The organism is Sphingomonas sp. SRS2, from assembly GCF_000971055.1.
In the GTDB taxonomy this organism is placed as follows: Bacteria; Pseudomonadota; Alphaproteobacteria; order Sphingomonadales; family Sphingomonadaceae; genus Rhizorhabdus.
In genome coordinates this window covers 61,143-80,289 of record NZ_LARW01000047.1, presented here as the reverse complement: position 1 = coordinate 80,289, position 19,147 = coordinate 61,143, and the positions used below count along the sequence as shown (strand labels likewise).

The window sequence follows — 19,147 nt, the reverse complement described above, 5'->3', positions numbered from 1 at the left end:
CGAGGAACATTTAGGCAACGATGTGGAATCTGTCAAGCGAGCGAAATGATCTCCGCCTGATCGCCCGCCGCGAGCGCCTCCGCACCCGCGGGACGAACGATCAGCAGCTCCGCCTCGACCAGCGCGGCGAGGCCCGCGCTATCCTGCCCCGATAGCGGAACGGCGAGGCCATTGGCCCATTTTCCGCGCAGATACTCGGCGCGGTTGCCGGTCGCCGGAGCCGGCGCACCGAGCCGTGCGATGACGGTCGGCGGAACCGGCCGCGCCGCGCCGAGCAGATGCGCGACCAGCGGCTTGAGGAACAGCGTCGCGGTGACGAAGGCCGATACCGGATTACCGGGCAGGCCGAGCACGATCGCATCGCCCAGCATGCCGATCATCACCGGTTTGCCGGGCTTCATCGCCACTCTCCAGAAGTCGATCGTCGCTCCCGCCTTTTCGAGCGCCGGCAAGACAAGATCATGGTCGCCGACCGATGCGCCACCGGTGGTGACGATGATGTCGGCCTGCCCCGCGAGAAGCGTGAAGGCGGAACTGATCATATCGAGATCATCGGGTACGATGCCGTGGTCGGTCGCTTCGCAGGCGAGGCCCGACAACATCGCCGCGAGCATCGGTCCGTTCGAGGCGGGGAGAAGCGCCCCGCCGGTTGGTTCGCCCGCCGGGACCAGTTCGTTGCCGGTCGATAGAATCGCGATGCGGGGCAATCGCCGCACCGCGAGGATGCCGTGACCGCCGCTCGCCGCCAGCGCGACCGCCGCTGCCCCGATCGGCGCGCCCGCGCGCACCAGCAGCTCGCCCTCGGCAAAGTCGCTGCCCGCGCGGCGGATATGCGCGCCGGGCCCGTGCGGCCCCTCGCCCGACATCACCAGCCGGTCGCCGTCGCGCGTCGCTTCTTCCTGGATCAGGATGGCGTCGGCGCCTTCGGGCACCGGCGCACCGGTGAAGATCCGCGCCGCCTCGCCGGGGCCGATCGCACGATCGAGCCCGCCGCCAGCGGCGCTCTCGCCGACCACGGTCCAAGGGCCGGGCCGCTCGGCGAAGCGGATCGCATAGCCGTCCATCGCCGACAGATCGAGCGCGGGCTGGGTGCGTTTCGCGACGATGTCCTCGGCGGAATAGCGCCCGGCAGCCATCGCGGCCGCCACTGTCTCGATCGGCAGCGGGGCCTTCAACGCGAACATCCGCGCCTGCGCATCGGCCGCCGGAAGAAGTGCCATCAGGCTTTCCAGTCGCCCGATTTGCCGCCGGTCTTCGACAGCAGCCGCACCCCTTCGATCCGCATGCCCCGATCCAGCGCCTTGGCCATATCGTAGACAGTGAGCAGCGCGACCGAGACGGCGGTCATCGCCTCCATCTCGATGCCGGTCGTATAGGTGGTGACGATGCGCGCCGTTGCGCGAATGCCGTCGGCCTCGATATCGAGATCGAGCGTCACGCCCGAAATCGGCAGCGGGTGGCACAGCGGGATCAGGTCGGCGGTCTTCTTGGCCGCCATGATCCCGGCGACCCGCGCGACCGCGAGAACGTCGCCCTTCTTGACCGAACCGGCCCGGATCGCATCGAGCGCGGCGGCGGCGATCAGGATGCGGCCCTCCGCCACCGCGTCGCGCTTCGTCTCGGCCTTGGCCGATACGTCGACCATGCGCGCCGCGCCCTCGTCGTCGATATGGGTGAGCTTGCCGGTCATGCCCCGGTCAACAATCTGCGCGTTGCGGCCGCGACATCGTCCTGGCGCATCAGGCTCTCGCCGACCAGGAAGCAGCGCACACCATGATCGGCCATCGCATCGAGGTCGGCCTTCGATCCCAGGCCGCTCTCGGCGACGAAGGTGCAGCCCTCGGGCGCGCCGCCGACAAGCTCGTAAGTCCGCGAGAGATCGATCGAAAAATCGCGCAGGTCGCGGTTGTTCACCCCGATCAGCCGCGACTGGAGCTTCAGCGCACGCTCCAACTCGTGCGCGTCATGGACCTCGACGAGCGCGTCCATGCCATGCTCGATCGCGGCGGCTTCGATCTCGGCCATCTCGCTATCGCCGAGCGCGGCGACGATGATCAGGATCGCATCGGCCCCCAGCGCGCGCGCCTCGGTCACCTGCCAGGGATCGACAATGAAGTCCTTGCGCAGGCAGGGCAGCGAACACGCCGCCCGCGCCGCTACCAGAAAATCGTCATGCCCCTGAAAATAAGGAATGTCGGTAAGCACCGAGAGGCAGGCCGCGCCTGCCTCCTCATAGGCGCGGGCATGCGCGGGTGGATCGAAGTCGGGACGGATCAGCCCCTTGGACGGAGACGCCTTCTTGATCTCGGCGATCAGTCCGTAGCCACCGGCAGCCTTGCGATCGAGCGCGGTGCGAAAGCCGCGCGGAGCATCCGCGGCCTTTGCGCGCGCCGTGAGGTCGGCAAAGGATGTCGCCGCCTTCATTGCCGCGACATGGCCCCGCTTGGTGTCGCATATCTCGATCAGCTTGTTGCTCATGGCCGCGGGCCATAGCGCGGGAAGGCCGACGCCGCCAGAGGATGGCAATGGTGCATGGCTGGGCTATGAAGCGGCGATGACCGTCGAGCTCAACCACACCATCATCTGGTGCAAGGACAAGATGCGATCCTCGGCCTTCCTCGCCGAGATGCTCGGCCGTCCGGAGCCGGTGGCGTTCATGCACTTCATGGTGGTCGACCTCGACAATGACGTGTCGGTCGACTTCATGGAGCAGGAAGGCGCGATCGCGCTCCAGCATTATGCCTATCTGGTCGACGACGCGACCTTCGACGCGGTCCATGAACGTATCAGGGATCGCGGTATCGATCACTGGGCCGATCCCGCGCGGACGATGCCCAATGCGATCAACCGCTATTTCGGCGGGCGGGGGGTCTATTTCCTCGACCCCGACGGCCACATGCTGGAGGCAATGACCCGCCCCTATGCGCGAGATGAAGCCCCGTAACGAAGTTGCTTGCATATCGGCGCGATTTGGGCCGATCATGGCGGCGGGGGGCACACCTAACAGGGAGGTGAGCCATGACGGCTATCCAGCAGGGTCTGGTCGATCGCGCCAAGAATATATTGATCACGCCGAAGACCGAATGGCCGGTTATTGACGCCGAGCCGCGTTCTATCGGCGATATCTATAAAAGCTATGTGCTGATCCTCGCCGCCATCCCGGTGGTGGCGGGGCTGATCGGCAACCTGCTGTTCGGCTATTCGGTGATGGGGATGACGTTCCGGATGTCGCCCGTCACCGCCATCAGTTCGGCTGTCATGCAATATCTGCTGTCGCTTGCGTCGGTGTTCGTGCTCGCGCTGATCATCGACGCGCTCGCGCCGACCTTCGGCGGCACCAAGAACCAGACCCAGGCGGTCAAGGTCGCCGCCTATTCGAATACCGCGGGATGGGTCGCCGGCATATTGATGATCCTGCCGCAGCTCGCGCCGATCGCGGGGCTGCTCGGCCTTTACGGCTTCTATCTGCTCTATCTCGGCCTGCCGCTGCTGATGCGCGCGCCTGCCGAAAAGGCGCTCGGCTATACGGTGGTGACGGTGATCGCCGCCATCCTGCTGTTCCTCGTCGTCGGAGCGATCGCCGCGACCGCGGGGCGGCTGTTCGCCCCGGCGGCCCCCTATGGCGACGTGACGATGTCGGGGACGATGGCGATACCGGGCGGCACGGTCGATCTCGACAAGCTTAACGATGCGGCGAAACAGGCCGAACGGGCCGCGAAACAGATGGAGCTCAGCGCCAAGGGTGAGCCGTCCGCGGCAATTTCGCCTTCGGAGCTGCAGGCGCTGCTGCCCGCCAGCCTCGGCGACTATAAGCGCACCGAGATCGCCAGCTCGGGCGCGAATGCCGGCGGGCTTGGCGGCACCCATGCCGAGGCGCGCTACGAGAGCGGCGAGAACAACATCCGTCTCGAATTGACCGACATGGCGGCGGCGGGCGCGCTGGCGGCGCTCGGCGGGGCGATGAACGTCTCCTCGAACCGCGAGACCGCGACAGGCTATGAGAAGACCCAGACCGTCGGCGGCCGGCTGATCAGCGAGAAGTGGGACAATCAGTCACGCGACGGCAGCTATAGCGAAGTCGTCGCCAACCGCTTCATGGTCTCCGCCGAGGGCCGCGTCGCCGATATCTCCGAACTCAAACGCGCAACGGCGACTATCCCGGCCGGGCGGCTGGCGGCGCTGAGCAATTAGGCCAGCCGCCCAGGAGCGGCTAAACCGCGCCGATCCGCCGCACCCGGCGTCCGCGCTTCGGCGCGAGCCGGCCATATTGCACCGGGCGATCGAGCGTGAGCGCCAGGACGACGCGCATCGCGATGGGGTCGAGCCCCTGGCCGAGATCGGCGATGACGGGCGGGGCGCGACGTTCGAGCCGCTGGGCGAGCCGCTTCGCCACCGCGTTCAACCGGCGCAGCCCGATCCCGCGATCGCACCAACCAACGCCATAAGCGCGCGCCGCGTCATCGAGCCAGGCCGCCGCCGGCTGTTCGGCCAGCGCCAGCAGCAACCGGAAATCGGCCGGTAGCTCGAACCGACGATGCGTCAGGTCCGCCTTACGGAGATAGGATTCGCCCCGGCTGATCCGCCGCCAGGCGGCCTCGCTCCGCACCGCGATGCGATCCTCGATGGACGGCCCGAAGAGGGCATGGGCGATATCGCGAAGCATTTTCTGCTCGATCTGGCGGACTCGTTCGCGACTGATTCCAAGCTCCGCGCCCAATATCTCGAGACTGTGTGGCGGCTGGCCTTCGAGGGCGAGACGACAGGTCAGGATGCGCCGCTCGCGCGCACCCTGATCGGCAAGAAATGCGCCGACCTGCGCCATCAGATCGTCCATTGCGCCGCTCCCCGTGAAATGGAAACGGCCCGGGCGCAAGGGGTGCCCGGGCCGTCCCGTCATTCGGCCGGCGAACCGGCCGTAGCAGAGAAGATCGGCGTCAGAACTGATAGTTCAGGCTGAATACTGCCGAACGGGTGGCGGCGGGTTGTGCCCAGCTGCCGCCAACACTGTTGCGCACCGTCGTCACATATTTTTCATTGGTGAAATTCTGGACGTTGAGCTGTGCCTTGAGCATCGGCGTGATCGGATAGTTCACCATCAGCCGGTGGATCGTATAGCTCGGCACGCGATAGCCGACATAGCTGTTGGCCGTGAGCTGCGCGAGCGTCGGCTGGTTGAGCAGATAGCTGCCCTGATGGGTCAGGCCATAGCCCAGCTCCAGGCCGAAGGCGAAGCGGTACGTCGTGAACAGGCTACCCGAATGCTTCGGAGTGTTGGTCAGCGCATAGCCCGCCGTCGGATCGGGGAAAGCGACGCTATTGGCGCAGCCGCCGGTCAGCGTGGCCGGGGCGACCCCGGTTCCCGGATTGGCCAGACAGAAGTCCGACACGCCACGGCGGATTTCGGACTTCAGGTACATATAGTTGGCCGAGATCGTCCAGTTGCTCGTCACGTTACCCGACGCGCCGAGCGACAGACCCTCGACCCGCTGCTGGCCGTCCAGCGTCTGGTCGGGAAGCGTCGGATCGTTCGAGTTGACCTTGATCGAATCGCGGTCGTTGCGGAAGATCGCGGCGGTCAGCAGCAGCTTCGCGTCGAACAGATCCGCCTTGGCGCCGATCTCGTAATTCTTCGTCGTCTCGGGCTTCACATTGCAGGTTGCCGCTGCGCAGGCGCCGTCGACCGAGGCCTTGGAGGGCAGTTTGGAGTTGCCATAGGCAACATAGATGCTGGTGTTGGGCGTCGGCTTCACCACCGCACCAATGCGGTAGGAGAACAATTTGTCGCCAAAGTCGAAACGAGTGGGCACGCCGTTGAGCGCGCCGAGATTGGCCGCACCGGCAGTCGTGACGAAGCTAAGTGTCCGATTGGAGCCCTTGACCTTCTCATAGCGGACGCCGCCGTTCAATTCGAAGAAGTCGTTGAACTTCACGGTGTCGAACAGATAGGCCGAGTAGCTGCTCTGTGTGCCCTTGTTCAGACTCGCCCGGATGAAGTTGATCGGCCCGGTATAATTGTTGTTGCCATAGGCGTTGCCCGCCGGACCCGCGACGACCGCTTCGGGATTGGAGATCAGGACATAGGGGAAGGCCGGCGTGGAACCATCGGCATTGCGGGGCAGCGTGCCCTGATTCTGCGAATAATCTTCCCATAGCGCAGCCGCACCGACCACGATCGTATGCTCGATGCCGCCGGTGTCGATGGTCGCGCTGAAGTCGCCCTGGCTGTAGAAGGTCTCGTTATTGATCAAGCGCTGCACGCCGCGGCCGCCGGTGGGCAGATAATAGCCCCGTGGCACGGTGAAAGCAGGCGTCGCGCCGTTCGCCGCGATCGTGCATGAGGCGGCGGCGCCCTCGATGTTCAGCGGCTGCAGGCCGGTCGACGCCAGACAGAAGGTGCCGTTCGGCTGGCTCGTGATCGTGTTCTGCTTGATCTTCTCATAGCGGGTCAGGTTGCGGAAGCTCAGCGTATCGCTGAACTTGTGGCTGAAGATGCCCTGCAGAGAGGTCGTCTTGCTGTTCTGCTGATCCAGATTGGCGAAGCCATAATAGCCGCCGCGATCGAAATCATCGAGGAAACCGCCATTATTGGCATAGTAGCGGATGCCATATTGCGGCATCGCCTTGTCGTTGAGATGCTCCGCCTGCAGCGTCAGGCTGGTCGGGCCGTCGATGCCGATGGTGATCGCCGGTGCGATGCCCCAGCGCTTGTAATCCTCGACGTCGCGGCCGGGCACGTCATTCTCATGATATACCGCGTTGAGACGTACCGCGATCAGGTCGCTGAGGCGCTGATTGGTGTCGACGGTGGCGCGATAATAATTGTCGGTGCCGACGCCTGCGTTGAGTGTCGTCTGACTGTCTGCCAGCGGGCGCTTGGTCACCAGATTGATCGAGCCGGCCACCGAGCCGCCGCCGTTGACCACCGAGTTTGCGCCGTTGGTCACTTCGACCTGCTCGATGTTGTAGACCTCGTTGCGGTTGAGGAACGCCCCCGAACGGACACCGTCGACGGTGACGTCGTTCTTCGCGTCCTGGCCGCGCAGGATGATGCGGTCGCCATAGCCGAAGCCGCCTTCACCTGCGCCGAAGGTGATGCCGGGGACGGTGCTGAGCACCTCGCGCAGGGTGAGCAGATTCTGCTGCTGAATCGTCGCCTTGCTGATCACGGTGATCGTCTGCGGCGTATCGAGCAGGGGCCGGGTATATTTGGGCGACTCCACCTTTTCGACCTTCGGCGTGTTTTCGTCGATCGCGGTCGAGCTGACGGTCATGCCACCAAGCTGCTTCTCTCCGGCGGTCTGTGCCGTGGCGGGCGCGCTGGCAATGAAGCCGACGCAGGCGAGCGCCAGAAAGCTCCCGCTCGTGCTCAAATCCTTGTTGTTCATGATAACCCCTTTCCCTGATCGTTGCGGGCGGCGTTATCGCTATTGATTTTGATTCGCAACAAAGGATTTGCGAATTTGTCGCAATATCATGGATTTTACGCGAATTATGGGGTTTTCTCAGCCGACAGCTGTTGCACCCTGCCTCTTCAGCCCGGCTCGCGCGTGCCACCGAGGATTTCGCCGATCTTCTGCCCGAGATCGTCGAGCGAGAATGGTTTGGTGATCATCGACATATTCTCACCAAGAAAATCGGCGCGGATCGCGGCATTTTCGGCGTAACCGGTAACGAAGAGGATCGGCAGCCCCGGTCGGGAGATGCGCGCGGTGTCGGCAAGCTGCCGCCCGTTCATGCCGGGCAAGCCGACATCGGAGATCATTAGGTCGATCGTCCGGTCCGACGCCAGGATCGGCAGCGCAGACGCGCCGTCGCTGGCTTCGATCGCGGCATAGCCGACCTCTTCCAGCACATCGCGGATCAGCAGCCGCACCGATGGGTCGTCCTCGACCACCAGCACGCATTGTCCGTCACCCTCGGGCACGGCGCGCGTGGCCCGATGCTCCTCGACGCCGGGCCGCTCGGCGGCGGGGAGGTAGATGCTGACCGCCGTGCCGCGCTCCGGCGCGCTGTCGATCGTGACATGGCCGCCATTCTGCTGCGCGAAGCCATAAACCATCGACAGGCCGAGCCCGGTGCCCTGGCCGATGGGCTTGGTGGTAAAGAACGGCTCGAACACCTTGTCGAGCAGGTCGGGCGATATGCCGGTGCCCGTATCGCTCACCGTCACTACGACATAGTCACCGGGCTTCGCGCCGGGCATCGCCACCGCCTGTACCGCATTGATATGCGCGACGGCGGTTTTGACCGAGAGCGTTCCGCCGTTGGGCATCGCGTCGCGAGCATTGATCGTCAGGTTGAGCAAGGCGCTTTCGAGCTGGTTGGCATCGGTGATGCCTGCGGGAATCGACCGGTCGATCTGCATGTCGAGCGCGATCTGTTCGCCGATGGTCCGCGCTAGCAGGTCGTCGAGCGACTGGACCAGCGCATTGATGTCGACCGGTTTCGAATCGAGCGACTGGCGGCGCGAGAAGGCGAGCAACCGCTGGGTGAGCCCGGCGGCGCGCAACGCCGATGTCGTCGCGGCGTCCATGAAGCGTTCCAGTTCGTCATAGCGGCCCGCGGCGATCCTCCGCCGCATGATGTCCATCGATCCGATGATGCCGGTCAGCATGTTGTTGAAGTCGTGCGCGATCCCTCCGGTAAGCTGCCCGACCGCCTCCATCTTCTGGCTCTGGTGGAGATGCTCATTGGCGCGGCGCAGCTCCTCGGTGCGCTCGTCGACCATCGCCTCAAGCGCCTCGCGGCTCTGCGCGAGCACGTCGCGCGCCTCGACGATCTCCTGGATATCGGTGCAGGTGCCGAACCAGCGGACAATCGCGCCATCGCCGTCACGCATCGGCTGCGCCCTGCCGAGCACCCAGCGATAGGCGCCCGAGCGATGCTTCAGCCGATATTCGATATGATAGGGTTCGCCGGTCTCCAGTGAATGAAGCCAGCGCGTCCAGGCGCGCGGCTGGTCGTCCGGGTGGAACATAGCGGTCCACGCCTCGCCGTCGGTCGAGCCTGGGGGGACGCCGGTGAAATCATACCAGCGCTGGTTGTAATAGTCGTGATAGCCGTCGGGCAGCGTCGACCAGACCATATGGTCGATCGAATCCGCGATCGCCTGGAACTTCGCCTCGCTGGCGCGCAATTCCTCCTGGCTCTGCGCCAGCGCTGCGTTGCGCGAGCTGATCTCCGCAAGCTGGTCGCGCATCTCGAACTGCTTGCGGCGTGAGCGCAGTGCCGAGGATATCGCGCTGAGCAGTGACACCGAGCTGAGCGGGCGTTCGAGCACGGTGAAATTGTCAAGGACGTCGGAGATGCGCAGCACCGCCGCCTGCCCAGCCGGCAGCGGCCCCATCCGCCGCGCCGCCAGCACGACGAAGGGGAGGTCGGACCAGGTCGGCTGGGCATCAAGCGCCGCGCGCAACCGGCGTTGATCGTGGCCCAGCGCCTCCTCGGTCAGCACGACCGCGCCGACTTGATCGTCGAGCGCCGCGGCTACCGTCGCGAGGTCGGGACAGACCGATGCGTCGTATCCCTCGCGCTTCAGCAAGACCGCCACGCTTTCCCCGTCCCTGCCGAATGGTGCGAGGATCAGGACCTTGTGACCGAATTCAGCCTCTCTATACGACACCGCGATCTTCCATCAGCGGATCGGCCTCGCCCCTATATTCCGGGGTTCCCGTCATTACGCCGCGGAAATTGGTGAGCGGTTCGCCGATACGGATGCCGTGCCCGTCGATCCGCAGTTCGCGGATCGAATCCTCATGCCGGCCACCGCGATTCTTGAGGACCGAGATCGCCTTGCGAATCCGCCCCTCCGCTTCGAAGAAACGGATCAGCACCACCGCGTCGGCGACATAGGAGATGTTGAGGCTCGTCGCCATCGTGCCGACCAGCCCGTGCTGCGGATTGATCAGGAAGGTGACGACGCCATGATGGTTCAGATAGGAGAGCAGCTCGTGCATTTGCAGGATCAGCTGCTGCTCCTGCGGCATCGCCGCGAGATAGCCGTTGAGGCTGTCGATCACGATCATCCGTGATCCACGTCCTTCGACCTCGTTGCGCACCATCATCGCGAACTCGCCCGGGGATAATTCGGCGGGATTGACCTGGCGGATCACCAGACAGCCATCCTCGATATATTTCTGCAGACTGCTCTCCAAGCTGCCCGCGCGCGACAGCAGCGTGCCGACCCTTTCGTCGAACTGGTACATCGTCGTGGGCTCGCCGCGCTCGCATGCGGCGATCAGGAACTGCATCGCGATCGAGGTCTTGCCCGTGCCCGCCGGCCCGGTGACGAGGGTGCTGGTGCCGCGCATCGGCCCGCCGCCGAACAGCGCGTCGAGTTCGCCAACGCCGCTGGAGACGATCCCGTCCTCATGCTCGCGCCCGTGGTCCGAAGCGATCAGCCGCGGGAAGATATCGAGCCCACCCTTGCGGATGACAAGGTCGTGATAGCCCGCGGTGAAGTCCACCCCACGCAATTTTTGCACCTGCATCCGCCGCCGCGCGGCGCCGAAATCGAGAGTCAGCCGCTCGAGGGTGATGACGCCGTGGCACAGGCTGTGCAGATGATTGTCGCGCTCGCCGCCGGATGTGGTCAGGTCGTCGACCAGCAGCACGGTTGTGTCGCGCCCGGCGAAATATTGCTTGAGCGCGAGAACCTGCCGCCGATAGCGGAGCGGGTCCTGGGCGAGCAGCCGCATCTCCGACAGGCTGTCGAATACGACGCGGCGGGGATTGGTTCGCTCGACCTGCTCCTCGATCAGGCGCACCGTCTCGCCGAGCTCCACCTCCCAGCTGTAGAGGATCGACTGATCGCGATCACCGCCTAGCACCGCTTCCGCCGAGGCGAACTCGAACAGGTCGATGCCGGCAAGATCCCAGCCGTGGGAGTCGGCGACCGCGAGCAGCTCCTCGCTGGTTTCGGAAAGGGTGATGTAGAGGCAGGTCTCGCCCTGCCGCACCCCTTCGAGAAGATATTGCAGCGCGAAGGTGGTCTTGCCCGATCCGGGCGATCCCTCCAGCAGATAAAGACGATTCTTGGGAAGCCCCCCCCTCAGAATCACGTCCAAACCATCATTGCCCGACGATATTCTGCTCGTCATCAAATTCGCCGATCCACCTTTTTCACTAGCGTAATGAAAGGAACACCAGCGAAAGGCCGATGTTCCCTGCCACGCCCGCTGGCGTGTAAATATTACGCACCAGCAACAGTCGGGCGTTGCGGGCGCGTTCATAACCGATCAAGCAAACCGCCCGCATAAGCTGGATCAATAAAGCACTGGAGCCTGCCGATGCCCCGTCCCGCCATTATCCTGCCGATCCTCGCCGCGCTAGCGCTGTCGGCCTGCGCCACGGTTTCGCCCGAAGCGCGCGTGCGCAGCAAGCTGATCGAGGCGGGGCTGCGGCCGGCGGTGGCGGCGTGCATGGCCGAACGGATGGTCGACCGGCTTTCGCTGGTCCAGCTCAAGCGCCTGCAATCGCTGGGCGGGCTGGCGAAGCATGATCCGCGCGGGATGAGCATTGACGACTTCGCGCACCGCCTGCGCGCGCTCAACGATCCTGAGATCGTTTCGGTCGTGCTGCGCGCCGGGCTCGGCTGCTCGCTCGCGGGGTGATTTTGCTCCCCCAAATAAACTCTATCGCGCCCCAACCACGGATTCACCCCGGTTGGGGTTTTCAAGCCGGTTCTTTCATGCTTAAGCCCCACCGATTTTGATCGGACTCAGGGATTAGGCTCGACCATGAACATCCATGAATATCAGGCCAAGGAATTGCTGGCCAAATTCGGCGCAGCGGTTCCCACGGGCTATGCGGCGCTCACGGTGGAAGAAGCGGTCGCGGCCGCCAAGAAGCTTCCCGGGCCGATCTATGTCGTGAAGGCCCAGATCCATGCCGGCGGTCGCGGCAAGGGCAAGTTCAAGGAACTGCCCGCCGACGCCAAGGGCGGCGTCCGCCTGTCGAAGACGGTCGACGAAGTCGCCGCCAACGCCGCCGACATGCTCGGCAACACGCTGGTCACGATCCAGACGGGCGAAGCCGGCAAGCAGGTCAACCGCCTCTATGTGACCGACGGCGCCGACATCAAATCCGAATATTATTTCTCGATGGTCGTCGACCGCGCCAGCGGCCGCATCGCGATGATCGTGTCGACCGAGGGCGGCATGGACATCGAAGAGGTCGCGCATTCGACCCCGGACAAGATCCGCACCATTACGATCGACCCGGTCGAAGGCTTCATGCCGCACCATGGCCGCGCCGTCGCGTTCGCGCTGAAGCTGAAAGGCGATCTCAACAAGCAGGCGGTCACGATCGCCGAGCAGATGTACAACGCCTTCATCGCCACCGACATGTCGATGCTCGAGGTCAATCCGCTGGTCGAGACGACCGACGGCAAGCTGCTCGTCCTCGACGCCAAGGTCAGCTTCGATTCGAACGCGCTGTACCGCCATCCCGACATCGTCGAACTGCGCGACGAGACCGAGGAGGACCCAGCCGAGCTGGAAGCGTCGAAGTACGACCTCGCCTATATCAAGCTCGACGGCGACATCGGCTGCATGGTCAACGGCGCCGGCCTCGCCATGGCGACGATGGACATCATCAAGCTCAACGGCATGTTCCCGGCCAACTTCCTCGACGTAGGCGGCGGCGCGAGCAAGGAGAAGGTCACGGCGGCGTTCAAGATCATCCTGGGCGATCCGGCGGTGAAGGGCATCCTCGTCAATATCTTCGGCGGCATCATGCGCTGCGACATCATCGCCGACGGCATCGTCGCCGCGGCAAAGGAAGTGAACCTGTCGGTACCGCTGGTCGTCCGGCTCGAAGGCACGAATGTCCAGCAGGGCAAGGACATTCTCGCCAATTCGGGCTTGCCGATCGTCGCCGCCGACGATCTGGGTGACGCCGCCCGCAAGATCGTCGCTCAGGTGAAGGCAGCCGCCTGATCCGTGCCGCGCGCGGCTTGGTCAACGAATAGATGGGCTCTGCAAAGCTGCGTTTCGCAATTTCGCAAGTTCGCATTTGATTTGACCGGGCCGAGCGGCAATGGCGATCGGGCATAAGGGCTCCGTCCATGTCGGACAGACCTCGTCAGCTGGATACAGCCTCCCCGGGGCAAGTGCCAAGGCCAAGGAGTTGAAGCTATGAAAATCCTGGTGCCCGTGAAGCGGGTGATCGATTATAATGTGAAGCCGCGCGTCAAGATGGACGGCACGGGTGTCGACCTGGCCAACGTCAAGATGTCGATGAATCCGTTCGACGAGATCGCGATCGAGGAAGCCATCCGCCTGAAGGAAAAGGGCGTAGCGACCGAGATCGTCGCCGTATCGATCGGCGAGCAGAAGGCGCAGGAGACGCTGCGCACCGCGCTCGCGATGGGTGCGGACCGCGCGATTCTGATCGTCAGCGAAACCGAAGTCGAGCCGCTCGGCGTCGCCAAGCTTCTCGCCAAGATCGTCGAGGAGGAGGCGCCCGGCCTCGTCATCCTCGGCAAGCAGGCAATCGACGACGATTCGAACCAGACGGGCCAGATGCTGGCGGCGCTCACCGGCCGGCCGCAGGGCACCTTCGCATCGAAGGTCGAAGTCGAAGGCGACACCGTCAAGGTGACCCGCGAAGTCGATGGCGGCCTCGAGACGGTCAGCCTCAAGACCCCCGCGATCGTCACCACCGACCTTCGCCTCAACGAGCCGCGCTACGCGTCGCTGCCGAACATCATGAAGGCGAAGTCCAAGCCACTCGCGCAGAAGACTCCCGCCGATTACGGCGTCGACGTCTCGCCGCGCCTCAAGACCCTCAAGGTCGCCGAGCCGCCCAAGCGTTCGGCTGGCATCAAGGTTGCCGATGTTGACGAGCTTGTCGCCAAGCTCAAGGCGCTAGGAGTTGCAGCATGAAGACGCTCGTCTGGGTTGAACATGAGGGCGGCGCGGTCAAGGACGCGACCCTCTCGGCCGTCACCGCCGCCGCGAAGCTGGGCGAAGTTCATTTGCTGGTCGCGGGCCAGGGCATCGGTGGCATCGCCGATGCCGCCGCGAAGATCGCCGGCGTCGGCAAGGTCCACGTCGCCGATGGCGCAGCCTATGCCAATGCGCTGCCGGAGAATGTCGCTCCGCTGATCGTCGAGCTGATGGGGCATCACGACGCCTTCGTCGCGCCGGCGACCGCCAACGGCAAGAACATCGCGCCGCGCGTCGCAGCGCTGCTCGACGTGATGCAGATCTCCGAGATCCTCTCGGTCGAGAGCGAGGATACCTTCACCCGTCCGACCTATGCCGGCAACGCAATCGCGACCGTGCAGAGCTCGGATGCCAAGAAGGTGATCACCGTGCGCGGCACCGCCTTTGAAAAGGCGGCCCGCGAGGGTGGTTCGGGTTCGGTCGAGGCCATTTCTGGCGGCGGCGACGCCGGCCTGTCGAGCTTCGTCGGCGCCGAGATCTCCAAGTCCGAGCGCCCCGAGCTGACCTCGGCGAAGGTCATCGTCTCGGGCGGCCGCGCGCTGCTGAACTCGGAAAATTTCCACTCGATCATCGAGCCGCTCGCCGACAAGCTCGGCGCGGGCGTCGGCGCATCGCGCGCCGCGGTCGATGCCGGCTATGTGCCGAACGACTATCAGGTCGGGCAGACCGGCAAGATCGTCGCACCGGAAGTCTATATCGCGGTCGGCATCTCCGGCGCGATCCAGCATCTCGCCGGCATGAAGGACTCCAAGACGATCATCGCGATCAACAAGGACGAGGAAGCCCCGATCTTCCAGGTCGCCGATTACGGCCTCGTGGGGGACCTGTTCAAGATCGTGCCCGAGCTCACCAGCAAGCTCTGATCCGGAACCAAAAAGCGGAAAATGGGGCGGGCGCCGCAAGGCATCCGCCCTTTTTCTATCCCGCGAAGGCCCGCCCGGCGAACAGTTCGGCGATGGTGCGGACCGACGCGTCGGCGGCGGCCCGATCGGGAGTCTCGTTGGCCTCGTTGAAGCCGAAGCGGTCGTCAATGCCCAGATCCTGCACGACGATCCCATCACGCCGGCCCAGCACGCTGACCGTCTTGTAGACGAAGCCATAGTTGAGCCCCGCCTGCGGCAGCAGCCAGGCGATCTGGCCGCGCACCGGCACCCCGCTCTCGTCGCGAAACAGCGCCCGCGCACCATAGCCGGTGCAGTTGATGATCACCTTCTCCTTCAGCCTGCCAAGATCGGAAGGATGATGGAACTCGGCAGTCTCTATCCGCCCGCCTGCCGCGAGGAAGTCGGCGGTCAGCAGATGCGCAAGGTTCGCGACGTTGAACATCATCTGGCTGTTGCGCAGCGCACAGCGGGTCGCGAACGGGTGGGTGCCGGGCTCGAAGATCTGCGAGCGTGGCGTGATATCCGCAACCTGCTCGCCATAATGGGCGAACCCCATCACTTCGGTGGCGCGATAGGCGGCGCGCATCTGGTCGGGCGGCAGGTCCGATAGCGTATAACGGTCATTCCATTCGATCGGATCGCCGGGCAGGCCGACATAGCTCTGCCACATCGCATAGCTGTCGCGCGTCATGCCGCTCCACGCCGCCGCGAAATCCGGCCTCACCGCATTGGCCATCGCCACGCGCGAATCGGGGGTCCAGCTTCCGGTCGCGCGCGCCGAGCGAACGTGGGGAAAACGCTCCTTGGCATAGATAGTTACTTTCGCGCCGGCGCGCTGAGCGGTCAGCGCCGCGGTCAGGCCCAGCGCGCCCGCGCCGATCACGGCGATCTCCTTCGGGCTATTCGCCATCGCCTTGCCGACAGCGATCGTCGCCGAGCCCCAGCTCAACGACCAGCCGCTGCCGCCATGGCCATAATTATGGACGACGAGCTTGCGCGCGACCTGCTCGCTGTCGAGACGCGGGCCGGTCGCGCGGAACGGCCGCAGGCATACGGTGATCCGGAAGATGCGATCGGGCAGCGCGCGGACAGGGACGATCGGACCGATCGGATCGAATATCGGCTGGGTGGCCTGCGCAAGCAGGTCCGACGGACGGGCAAGTCCGGCGGCGGCAAGCCCCAGCGCGCCCTGACGAATGAAGTGACGGCGATCCATGCGGCATCCCCTTGACGTGACGCCCCTCCAGATCGCGGCAATCCAGCACAGCAGCGGGGCCCCGACAAGACCGCGCCGGAACATTCCCGGTTCTGCCGGGTTCGGACTGTTACAGAAACAAACTGATACCAACCGGGGAGAAACCCATGCTCATCCAAGTCATCATCGTGCTTATCATCGTCGGCGTCGTGCTGTGGTTGGTGAACAACTATATCCCGATGGACGGCAAGATCAAAAGCATCCTCAACGCCGTCGTGATCATCGTCGTGATCCTGTGGCTGCTTCAGGCCTTCGGTCTGTTGAGCGGCGTCGGCATCTGATCTTCAACCGCTAACCCGCGCGCCCTCTCCGGTTCCCCCTTTGCCGGAGAGGGCCTCGCGGATTTACTTTGCCGCCGCCTTTAGATCCTCGACAAACATCGCGAACTCCTCATCGGCGCGGCTCTTATCGGGCATGCGCAGCAGGAAGCTCGGATGGATCGTCGCGCGCGCAACGCCGCCATCGGGCAGCACCAGATCGCGCCCGCGCTGCGAGGTCAGCGTCAGCGACTTTCCCAGCAGCGAATGGATTGCGGTCGTGCCGAGCATGATCGTCCGCTTCGGCGTGATGATCGCCCGCTCCTGATCGATCCACCAGCGGCACGCGCTAATCTCGCCGGCATTGGGCTTGGCATGGATGCGACGCTTGCCGCGCGGTTCGAACTTGAAATGCTTCACCGCATTCGTGACGTAGACGCGCGAACGATCTACCCCCGCCGCCGCCATCGCGCGGTCGAGCATCTGCCCGGCTGGTCCGACGAACGGCTTGCCCGCGAGATCCTCCTGATCGCCGGGCTGTTCACCGACGATCATGATATCAGCATCGGCAGGGCCCTCGCCGAACACGGTCTGCGTAGCGCATTTGTAAAGGCCGCAGCGCGTACAATGCGCGGCCTCCTCGCGCAGCGCCTCAAGCGATTTCGTCATGTTGCCGCCAGTCACGATCCTGTCCACCATCCGGGTCTCGCGCGCCTGCGCGCCTGCGACCAATTGGGGTATCAACGCGGTTTCGGGCATGTTGGCCCAATAGCGGCGCGGCATTTCCTTTAGCATCGTACCTGTCTTCAACCGCGCGGGATTGAAGATCGAAGCATAATAGCCCTTCCACAGATCCTCGACCGGATCGCCGTCCGGCGCATCCGCGCGCGTTGCTCCGGGGGCCTCGCGCAACGTCTCGCCATCCCAGTGGATCGACAGATCCGGCGTCAGGATCGACCAGCGCATCGTCGCAAACCGGCGCATGAAGAAGCCGGCATTGGCCCGGACGATATGATGCGCGGGCTCGAACCAGGCGACATAGGCCCCATCGATCTCGCGGAAGCGGACAAAGGCGCGCATCTTGTGGATATCGCGCCGCACCTCCTTGGCCAGCAGGTCGAGCCGGCGGCGCAGCGGATCGGCCTCGTCATCGATCGCCCCAGGATGGTCGCGCAGGCGGAGCAGCATCGCATAGAGCAGCGCGAAGCGTTGCGGATCGCGGTGCAGCGCCACATCGCCGGCAAGATCGAGAAATCTTTTAGGCACGGTAAAAGGGGGCAGGGTCGCTGCGGGCAGCGTATCACCGCTGGCGCCGCCGAACAGATCGCCGGTTTCCCCTTCGACCGTCCAGCTAATGTCGTCCGGCGCGACATTGGCGAGCGCCGCAGCCCGGGCGGATCCGCGCCAGGCGTCGACATCGTCGGGGCGGGCCAAGGGGAAGCGGTACATCGTCACCCTCGCCTCATCATCGCTGTGAACGCCGGGATCTCACGGTCTTTGTCGCCGATGACGGAAAGAGAAATCATGACGATCAGCCGAACAGCTCCAACTGCTCGGTCACGCGCGCGCGCAGATCGATCCGGTCGATCAGCCCGGTCGGCCGCCAGTCGCTGGTGACGATGAAGGGCCTGAGTTTGGCGATCGAACGCGACAGCCGCCCGACATCGGTGAGGGTCAGCTTGCGCCAGCGCCGCGACATGAGGATCGCGTCGACGGCCTTGGTGCCGAGCCCTGGCACGCGCAGCAGCCATTCGCGCGGGGCGCGGTTGATATCGACCGGAAACTGCTCGCGCGCCTGCAACGCCCAAGCCAGCTTGGGATCGATATCGAGCGGCAGCATCCCCTGCTCGTCGGTCGCCGCCGCTACCTCGCCGGGCTTGTAGCCATAGAAGCGCATCATCCAGTCGGACTGGTAGAGGCGGTGCTCGCGCATCAGCGGCGGGCGCTTGAGCGGCAGGATCGCCGAAGCATCCGGGATCGGGCTGAATGCCGAATAATAGACGCGACGCAGCGCGAAGCGGTCGTAGAGATTACTCGCAGTGCGCATGATGTCGCGATCGTTGGCGGCGTCGGCGCCGACGATCATCTGCGTCGACTGCCCTGCGGGGGCGAAGCTTGGGGCGGATTTATAGCGGCGGCGCGCATCGCCTCCGTCCTCAATTGCCGTCTTCATCCCCGCCATGGCAGTCCGGATACCCGCCGAGGATTTTTCGGGCGCAAGCCGGGCGAGACCCGCGTCGGTCGGCAGCTCGACATTGATCGAGATGCGGTCGGCATGCCGGCCCGCCGCCTCGATCAGCGCGGGATCAGCATCGGGGATCGTCTTGAGATGGATATAGCCGCGAAACTGATGGTCCTCGCGCAGCGACCGCGCCACCTCGACGATCTGTTCCATCGTGTAGTCGGACGATCGGATGATCCCCGAGGAGAGAAACAGGCCTTCGATATAGTTGCGCCGGTAAAAGGCGAGGGTGAGATCGACCACCTCGCGCGCCGAGAAACGCGCCCGGCGGACGTTCGAGCTCTTACGGTTGATGCAGTAATGGCAGTCGAAGATGCAGCTGTTGGTCAGCAATATCTTGAGCAGCGATATGCAGCGGCCATCGGGCGCATAGGCGTGGCAGATGCCCATGCCTTCGGTCGATCCGATCCCCTTCGCCTGCCCCGCCGAATCGCGCTTCGATGTCCCCGACGAGGAACAGGACGCGTCATATTTGGCGGCATCGGCGAGGATTTCTAGCTTCTGCCTTGTGTCGAGCTGGCCCATTTGTTCTATCTATGTTCTAGATAAAACAATGTCCA

The 19,147-nt window shown here is 64.5% G+C and carries 17 protein-coding genes; 7 read left to right on the top strand and 10 right to left on the bottom strand.

Annotation, left to right across the window (positions count from 1 at the left end):
• Window positions 1-32 precede the first annotated feature (32 nt).
• The 3 genes from WP12_RS02590 to trpC are packed head-to-tail and all read right to left on the bottom strand — an operon-like array spanning window position 33 to window position 2,478.
• Entirely contained in the window at window positions 33-1,220 is a 1,188-nt protein-coding gene (locus tag WP12_RS02590) for a molybdopterin molybdotransferase MoeA (protein WP_046192209.1), read from the bottom strand.
• The gene (gene moaC, locus WP12_RS02585) at window positions 1,220-1,690 is read right to left on the bottom strand and encodes a cyclic pyranopterin monophosphate synthase MoaC (RefSeq protein WP_046192208.1); all 471 of its coding nucleotides are present in this window, start codon (window positions 1,688-1,690) and stop codon (window positions 1,220-1,222) included. The genes WP12_RS02590 and moaC overlap by 1 nt, the downstream gene beginning before the upstream one ends.
• Window positions 1,687-2,478, bottom strand: a complete 792-nt coding sequence (gene trpC / locus WP12_RS02580; protein WP_046192207.1) for an indole-3-glycerol phosphate synthase TrpC — start codon at window positions 2,476-2,478, stop codon at window positions 1,687-1,689. The genes moaC and trpC overlap by 4 nt, the downstream gene beginning before the upstream one ends.
• Here trpC and WP12_RS02575 point away from each other — a divergent pair.
• Together WP12_RS02575 and WP12_RS02570 are read left to right on the top strand one after the other, a co-directional pair.
• Complete coding sequence (locus WP12_RS02575; protein ID WP_235398904.1) at window positions 2,477-2,944, top strand: VOC family protein; 468 nt, start codon at window positions 2,477-2,479, stop codon at window positions 2,942-2,944. The two genes, trpC and WP12_RS02575, sit on opposite strands and share 2 nt — an antisense overlap.
• 74 nt (window positions 2,945-3,018) lie before the next feature.
• Window positions 3,019-4,191: a Yip1 family protein gene (locus tag WP12_RS02570; protein ID WP_046192206.1), complete on the top strand. Its 1,173-nt coding sequence runs from the start codon at window positions 3,019-3,021 to the stop codon at window positions 4,189-4,191.
• 19 nt (window positions 4,192-4,210) lie between these two features.
• Here WP12_RS02570 and WP12_RS02565 read toward each other — a convergent pair whose 3' ends face one another.
• The 4 genes from WP12_RS02565 to WP12_RS02550 all read right to left on the bottom strand — a co-directional run bounded on the left by WP12_RS02565 (window position 4,211) and on the right by WP12_RS02550 (window position 11,099).
• On the bottom strand, window positions 4,211-4,834 hold the full coding sequence (locus WP12_RS02565) for a sigma factor-like helix-turn-helix DNA-binding protein (protein ID WP_046192205.1): 624 nt from the start codon (window positions 4,832-4,834) through the stop codon (window positions 4,211-4,213).
• 100 nt (window positions 4,835-4,934) lie between these two features.
• On the bottom strand, window positions 4,935-7,385 hold the full coding sequence (locus WP12_RS02560) for a TonB-dependent receptor (RefSeq protein ID WP_046192204.1): 2,451 nt from the start codon (window positions 7,383-7,385) through the stop codon (window positions 4,935-4,937).
• 146 nt (window positions 7,386-7,531) lie between these two features.
• A complete protein-coding gene (locus WP12_RS02555; protein ID WP_052730161.1) occupies window positions 7,532-9,550 on the bottom strand; it encodes a hybrid sensor histidine kinase/response regulator in 2,019 nt (672 codons plus the stop codon).
• A 61-nt stretch (window positions 9,551-9,611) separates the two neighbouring features.
• The gene (locus tag WP12_RS02550; RefSeq protein ID WP_046192202.1) at window positions 9,612-11,099 is read right to left on the bottom strand and encodes an ATPase domain-containing protein; all 1,488 of its coding nucleotides are present in this window, start codon (window positions 11,097-11,099) and stop codon (window positions 9,612-9,614) included.
• Window positions 11,100-11,288: 189 nt separating this feature from the next.
• Between WP12_RS02550 and WP12_RS02545 the strand changes: the two genes are divergently transcribed.
• The 4 genes from WP12_RS02545 (at window position 11,289) to WP12_RS02530 (ending at window position 14,812) form a co-directional block, all read left to right on the top strand.
• A complete protein-coding gene (locus tag WP12_RS02545; protein WP_046192201.1) occupies window positions 11,289-11,612 on the top strand; it encodes a hypothetical protein in 324 nt (107 codons plus the stop codon).
• 126 nt (window positions 11,613-11,738) lie between these two features.
• A complete protein-coding gene (gene sucC, locus WP12_RS02540; RefSeq protein WP_046192200.1) occupies window positions 11,739-12,938 on the top strand; it encodes an ADP-forming succinate--CoA ligase subunit beta in 1,200 nt (399 codons plus the stop codon).
• A gap of 198 nt (window positions 12,939-13,136) precedes the next feature.
• A complete protein-coding gene (locus tag WP12_RS02535) occupies window positions 13,137-13,886 on the top strand; it encodes an electron transfer flavoprotein subunit beta/FixA family protein (RefSeq protein ID WP_046192199.1) in 750 nt (249 codons plus the stop codon).
• Window positions 13,883-14,812 (top strand): electron transfer flavoprotein subunit alpha/FixB family protein, encoded by a 930-nt coding sequence (locus WP12_RS02530; RefSeq protein ID WP_046192198.1) that lies wholly within the window; start codon window positions 13,883-13,885, stop codon window positions 14,810-14,812. Before WP12_RS02535 ends, WP12_RS02530 begins: the two co-directional genes overlap by 4 nt.
• A gap of 55 nt (window positions 14,813-14,867) precedes the next feature.
• On the opposite strand, the gene WP12_RS02525 is transcribed toward WP12_RS02530, so the two are convergent.
• Window positions 14,868-16,049 (bottom strand): FAD-dependent oxidoreductase, encoded by a 1,182-nt coding sequence (locus WP12_RS02525; RefSeq protein WP_046192197.1) that lies wholly within the window; start codon window positions 16,047-16,049, stop codon window positions 14,868-14,870.
• A 146-nt stretch (window positions 16,050-16,195) separates the two neighbouring features.
• Here WP12_RS02525 and WP12_RS25465 point away from each other — a divergent pair, with 146 nt between their 5' ends.
• On the top strand, window positions 16,196-16,369 hold the full coding sequence (locus WP12_RS25465) for a Thivi_2564 family membrane protein (protein WP_200894445.1): 174 nt from the start codon (window positions 16,196-16,198) through the stop codon (window positions 16,367-16,369).
• Window positions 16,370-16,432: 63 nt separating this feature from the next.
• Here the strand turns inward: WP12_RS25465 and WP12_RS02520 are convergent, their stop codons facing one another.
• Both WP12_RS02520 and WP12_RS02515 read right to left on the bottom strand, forming a co-directional pair.
• Window positions 16,433-17,794: a UdgX family uracil-DNA binding protein gene (locus WP12_RS02520; RefSeq protein ID WP_046192196.1), complete on the bottom strand. Its 1,362-nt coding sequence runs from the start codon at window positions 17,792-17,794 to the stop codon at window positions 16,433-16,435.
• Between the two features lie 82 nt (window positions 17,795-17,876).
• Window positions 17,877-19,112 carry a putative DNA modification/repair radical SAM protein gene (locus WP12_RS02515; RefSeq protein WP_046192195.1) on the bottom strand — a complete coding sequence of 412 codons (1,236 nt, stop codon included), beginning with the start codon at window positions 19,110-19,112 and terminating at the stop codon, window positions 17,877-17,879.
• Between the last annotated feature and the right edge of the window lie 35 nt (window positions 19,113-19,147).

Excerpts from the sequence above, each read along its gene's own strand:
- WP12_RS02590 (WP_046192209.1), bottom strand. The coding sequence starts at position 1,220 with ATGGCACTTCTTCCGGCGGCCGATGCGCAGGCGCGGATGTTCGCGTTG.
- moaC (WP_046192208.1), bottom strand. The coding sequence starts at position 1,690 with ATGACCGGCAAGCTCACCCATATCGACGACGAGGGCGCGGCGCGCATG.
- WP12_RS02575 (WP_235398904.1), top strand. The coding sequence starts at position 2,477 with ATGGCCGCGGGCCATAGCGCGGGAAGGCCGACGCCGCCAGAGGATGGC.
- trpC (WP_046192207.1), bottom strand. The coding sequence starts at position 2,478 with ATGAGCAACAAGCTGATCGAGATATGCGACACCAAGCGGGGCCATGTC.
- WP12_RS02570 (WP_046192206.1), top strand. The coding sequence starts at position 3,019 with ATGACGGCTATCCAGCAGGGTCTGGTCGATCGCGCCAAGAATATATTG.
- WP12_RS02565 (WP_046192205.1), bottom strand. The coding sequence starts at position 4,834 with ATGGACGATCTGATGGCGCAGGTCGGCGCATTTCTTGCCGATCAGGGT.
- WP12_RS02560 (WP_046192204.1), bottom strand. The coding sequence starts at position 7,385 with ATGAACAACAAGGATTTGAGCACGAGCGGGAGCTTTCTGGCGCTCGCC.
- WP12_RS02550 (WP_046192202.1), bottom strand. The coding sequence starts at position 11,099 with ATGACGAGCAGAATATCGTCGGGCAATGATGGTTTGGACGTGATTCTG.
- WP12_RS02545 (WP_046192201.1), top strand. The coding sequence starts at position 11,289 with ATGCCCCGTCCCGCCATTATCCTGCCGATCCTCGCCGCGCTAGCGCTG.
- sucC (WP_046192200.1), top strand. The coding sequence starts at position 11,739 with ATGAACATCCATGAATATCAGGCCAAGGAATTGCTGGCCAAATTCGGC.
- WP12_RS02535 (WP_046192199.1), top strand. The coding sequence starts at position 13,137 with ATGAAAATCCTGGTGCCCGTGAAGCGGGTGATCGATTATAATGTGAAG.
- WP12_RS02530 (WP_046192198.1), top strand. The coding sequence starts at position 13,883 with ATGAAGACGCTCGTCTGGGTTGAACATGAGGGCGGCGCGGTCAAGGAC.
- WP12_RS02525 (WP_046192197.1), bottom strand. The coding sequence starts at position 16,049 with ATGGATCGCCGTCACTTCATTCGTCAGGGCGCGCTGGGGCTTGCCGCC.
- WP12_RS25465 (WP_200894445.1), top strand. The coding sequence starts at position 16,196 with ATGCTCATCCAAGTCATCATCGTGCTTATCATCGTCGGCGTCGTGCTG.
- WP12_RS02520 (WP_046192196.1), bottom strand. The coding sequence starts at position 17,794 with ATGTACCGCTTCCCCTTGGCCCGCCCCGACGATGTCGACGCCTGGCGC.
- WP12_RS02515 (WP_046192195.1), bottom strand. The coding sequence starts at position 19,112 with ATGGGCCAGCTCGACACAAGGCAGAAGCTAGAAATCCTCGCCGATGCC.